Annotated in this window: 4 protein-coding genes; all 4 read left to right on the top strand. The window is 69.1% G+C overall.

Features of this window, described 5'->3' with window-relative positions:
• Positions 1 to 1,810 (top strand): ATP-binding protein (locus VGE49_RS11690; RefSeq protein WP_331034723.1); only part of this gene is annotated, 1,810 nt, incomplete at its 5' end.
• Between the two features lie 8 nt (positions 1,811 to 1,818).
• Positions 1,819 to 2,214 (top strand): DUF1489 family protein, encoded by a 396-nt coding sequence (locus VGE49_RS11685; RefSeq protein ID WP_331034722.1) that lies wholly within the window; start codon positions 1,819 to 1,821, stop codon positions 2,212 to 2,214.
• Positions 2,215 to 2,277: 63 nt separating this feature from the next.
• Positions 2,278 to 3,624, top strand: a complete 1,347-nt coding sequence (locus tag VGE49_RS11680; protein WP_331034721.1) for an MATE family efflux transporter — start codon at positions 2,278 to 2,280, stop codon at positions 3,622 to 3,624.
• 73 nt (positions 3,625 to 3,697) lie between these two features.
• Positions 3,698 to 4,524, top strand: an 827-nt coding sequence (locus VGE49_RS11675) for a class I tRNA ligase family protein (RefSeq protein WP_331034720.1), incomplete at its 3' end; no start/stop codon positions are given.

Below are 4,524 nucleotides of genomic sequence, written 5' to 3'. Positions count from 1 at the left end.
GGCCAAGGTGCTGGCGGCGGCCAAGGCGACGGGGGCGGAGGCCATCCACCCCGGCTACGGCTTCCTGTCCGAGAACGCCGACTTCGCCGAGGCGGTCATGGCGGCGGGCATCGTCTGGATCGGCCCGCAGCCGTCCTCGATCCGCGCCATGGGCCTGAAGGATGCGGCCAAGAAGCTGATGATCGAGGCGGGCGTGCCCGTCACCCCTGGCTATCAGGGCGAGGACCAGTCGCTCGAGACTCTGACCGCCGAGGCGAACCGCATCGGCTTCCCGGTCCTGATCAAGGCGGTCGCCGGCGGCGGCGGCAAGGGCATGAAGAAGGTCGATAGGCCTGAGGACTTCGCCGATGGTCTGGCTTCGGCGCAGCGCGAGGGGCAGTCCTCCTTCGGCGATCCGCGCGTGCTGATCGAGAGCTACATCACCCGCCCGCGCCACATCGAGGTGCAGGTCTTCGGCGACAGCCACGGCAATGTCGTCCACCTGCATGAGCGCGATTGCTCGCTGCAACGCCGCCACCAGAAGGTGATCGAGGAAGCGCCGGCCCCCGGCATGGACGCCGCCACGCGCGAGGCTGTCACCGCCGCCGCCGTCCGCGCCGCCAAGGCCGTCAACTACCAAGGCGCGGGGACCATCGAGTTCATCGCCGACGCCTCGGATGGTCTGAAGGCCGACCGCATCTGGTTCATGGAGATGAACACCCGGCTGCAGGTCGAGCACCCTGTGACCGAGAGCATCACCGGCGTCGACCTGGTCGAATGGCAGCTGCGCGTCGCGGCGGGTGAACCGATCCCGTTGGCGCAGGCCGACATTCCGATGAAGGGCTGGGCCATGGAGGCCCGTCTCTATGCCGAGGACCCGGCCCACGGCTTCCTGCCGTCCATCGGACGGCTGGATCACTTCGTCCTTCCCGACGATATCCGCGTCGACACCGGCGTGGAGCAGGGCGGCGAGGTCAGCCAGTTCTACGACCCCATGATCGCCAAGCTGATCGTCCATGCCGACAGCCGCGAAGCCGCCGCCGCCCGCCTGGCGAACGCCTGCCGCGAGGTCGAGGTCTGGCCGGTCCGCACCAACGCCGGCTTCCTGGCCCGCTGCCTGGACCACCCGCGCTTCGTCGAGGGCGACGTGGACACGGGCTTCATCGCGGCGGAAGAGGGCGCGCTGATCGGCGCGCCTGTCTCGGCGCAGGCTCTGGCCGGCGCTGCTGGCCTGATCGGGCTTGAGGCCGACGCCGCCGCCTTTGACGTCGAGGACAAGTCACTGGCGCCGTGGCGGGCGGGCCTGTTTGGCTTCCGCATGAATGGCGCGGCCCAGTCGCGCACGGCCCTGCACCACGGCGACCACCGTCACGACGTGACCCTGGCTGGCGAGCCGGGCTGGCACGGGCGTCAGTCGAGCTTTGACGTCGGCGTGGAGGGCGAAACCGCCCGCGTCTATGGCGAGACCGATCTGGTCGTGGTCGACGGCGAAGTCGTCACCGCCTTTGCGCCTGACGCCGAGCGGATCGTGGTCTTCGACGACGGCGACGTCATTGAATTCCGCCGCCGCAAGGCCGCGGCGGGCGCTGGCGGCTCCGCCTCCGACGGCGGCCTGCGCGCCCCCATGCCGGGCAAGATCGTCGCCGCGCCCGCCAAGGCCGGCGACGTCGTGGCCAAGGGGCAGCCCATCGTGGTGCTGGAAGCCATGAAGATGGAGCACGCCCTGACTGCGCCCTTCGACGGCGTGGTGGTCGAGTTCAACGTCGCCGTCGGCGATCAGGTCGTGGACGGTGCGGTGCTGGCCGTGGTCAAGGCGGGTGAGGCTTCCTAGTCCCGCCCATGCCTCTTCACATGATCAAACTTTGCGTCGGCGTGTCCGAGGTCGAGACGCTGGAGGCGAACGCGGCGCGTTCCGACTGGCGCATCGTCCACACGCGCATGACGCCCAAGCGCGCCGCCGAGATCGAGGACGGCGGCTCGCTCTATTGGGTCGTGAAGGGCTCGGTGACCTGCCGTCAGCGCATCCTGGAGATCACCACCATCGGCGAGGGCAAGGCCAGCCGCTGCGAGATCAAGCTGGACAGCCAGGTCATCCGCACCGCGCCCCTGGCCCGGCGGCCGTTCCAGGGCTGGCGCTACTTCGACAAGGACGTGCCGCCGGACCTGTCCGTGGCCGAGGCGACGGACCTGCCCGACGACCTGGCGCGCGAACTGCGCGAGCTGGGCGCCTGGTAGGCGCCTGAAACAGTCGGAAAATCATTTGACCCGCGCCCGCGCGCGTGGCTGTTGCGGCGTCCGATGACCAAGGCCCTGTTCAGCTTCAAGACCCGCGAAACCCTGTCCGAGCTGCTGAAGCTGGCCTGGCCGGTCGTGCTGGCGCGTCTGGGCATCATGACCATGGGCCTGACCGACGCCATCGTCGTCGGCCACTACGCCAGCCGCGAGCTGGCCTATCACTCCCTGGCCTGGGCGCCGTCCTCGGTCGTGCTGACCACGGCGGTCGGCCTGATGATGGGGGTGCAGGTCATGACCGCCCGCCTGCTGGGCGAGGGGCGCAAGGACGAGGTGGGCGCCGTCCTGCGTCGCGGCATGGTCTACGCGCTGCAGATCGGCGTCGTCTCCATGATCGCCCTGATGGCGCTGGGGCCGTTCGGCCTTCATCACATGGGGCTAGAAGACGGGCTGGGCGAGGGCGCTTCGCCGGTGCTGATGATCTTCGCCCTGTCGATGCCGGCCTATCTGATTTCGGTGGCGGCCCAGTTCTTCCTTGAGGGCTTGCATCGGCCCAAGGCCGGCATGGTCGCCATGTGGGTGGCCAATGCGGTCAACCTGGGCCTGAACCTGCTGCTGGTCCCCGACATTCTGGGCCTCGGCCTGCACGGCGCACAGGCCTCGGCCTGGGCCACCTTCGGCGCGCGCATGGCGCTGGCGATCTTCCTCGTCGTCTTCATCCTGCGCCTGCCCGAAGCCCGCGCCTGGGGCCTGTTCAACAAGCCCAAGCGCGACAGGGCGGTCGAGCGCGAGCAGGTCAAGGTCGGCGTCGGCGCGGGGTCGTCCAACTTCATCGAGGTCGGGGCGTTTGCCGCCATGACCCTGTTCGCCGGTCAGCTGGGCGCCGCCGAGACCGCCAGCTGGGCGGTCGTCATCAACGTCTCGGCCATCGTCTTCATGGTGCCGATGGGCCTGTCGTCGGCGACGGCGGTGCTGGTGGGCCGCAGCTACGGCGCGGGCGACAAGGCCGGCGTCATGCGCAGCGGCCTGGCGGGCGTCGGCGTGGTGACGGTTCTGGCCTTCATCATCGCCGTCGGCCTGTGGCTGACCGCGCCCCTGGTGGTCAGCGCCTATACGACCGACCCGGCCATCCTGGCCATCGCGGCCCCGGCCCTGGTGCTGGCGACCCTGTTCTTTGTCGCCGACGCCCAGCAGGTCGTCGCGGCCCAGGCCAACCGCGCGGCGGGCGACGTGGTCTGGCCGACGCTGATGCACCTGCTGTCCTACGGCATCATCATGATCCCGCTGGGCTGGTGGCTGGCGCACCGGATCGGCGTCGACGGCCTGGTCTGGTCGGTCATCGTGGCCAGCCTGATCTCGGGCGCGCTGCTGACGGGGCGGTTCGTGCGGATCGCCAAGCGGCTTCCGGCCTGAGGCGTGACGGCGGGGTGACGCGGGCGTAACGGGCCTCTATATCCCTCTGCTTCCTCCCGCAGACTGGACGACCATGGCCCGCATCCTCATCACCTCGGCGCTGCCCTATATCAACGGCATCAAGCACCTTGGGAATCTGGCCGGGTCCATGTTGCCCGCCGATGTCTGGGCGCGGTTCAAGCGCGGCCAGGGGCATGACGTCCTCTATGTCTGCGCCACCGACGAGCACGGCACCCCGGCCGAACTGGCCGCCGCCGCCGCGGGTCAGGATGTCCGCACCTATTGCGATGAGCAGCATCAGGTTCAGAAGAAGGCCGGCGAGGCTTTCAACCTGTCGTTCGACGTCTTCGGCCGCAGCTCGAATGAGCCGAACAAGCGCCTGACCCAGCACTTCGCCAAGGTGCTGGAGGAACGCGGCCTGATCGAGGAGCGCGTCGACCGGATGATCTATTCGATCGACGACGCCCGCTTCCTGCCCGACCGCTATGTCGAGGGGACCTGCCCGCACTGCGCCTATGAAAAGGCGCGCGGCGACCAGTGCGACAACTGCGGCCGCCTGCTGGACCCGATGGATCTGATCAATCCCTATTCCTCGGTCTCGGGCAGCCGCAATCTGGAGGTCCGCGACACCCGCCACCTCTATCTGCTGCAGACCAGGGTGGCCGACGAAGTGCGCGCCTGGGTCGACGCCCGCTCGGAAGGCTGGCAGCCGCTGGCCCGCTCCATCGCCTACAAGCATCTGGACGAAGGCCTGATCGACCGCGGCATCACCCGCGACCTGAAATGGGGCGTGCCGGTCGTCGGTCCCGACGGCGGCCCGCGTCCGGGCATGGAGGGCAAGGTCTTCTACGTCTGGTTCGACGCCCCCATCGAATACATCGGCGCGACCGAGGAGTGGGC

Source organism: Brevundimonas sp., from assembly GCF_036405315.1.
Classification (GTDB): domain Bacteria; phylum Pseudomonadota; class Alphaproteobacteria; order Caulobacterales; family Caulobacteraceae; genus Brevundimonas.
Note: the sequence above shows the minus strand (reverse complement) of the source record. Positions and strands in the feature narration are given on the sequence as shown.

What these genes read in the sequence shown, in the direction of transcription:
- VGE49_RS11680 (WP_331034721.1), top strand. Translation starts at nt 2,278, where the DNA reads ATGACCAAGGCCCTGTTCAGCTTCAAGACCCGCGAAACCCTGTCCGAG.
- VGE49_RS11685 (WP_331034722.1), top strand. Translation starts at nt 1,819, where the DNA reads ATGCCTCTTCACATGATCAAACTTTGCGTCGGCGTGTCCGAGGTCGAG.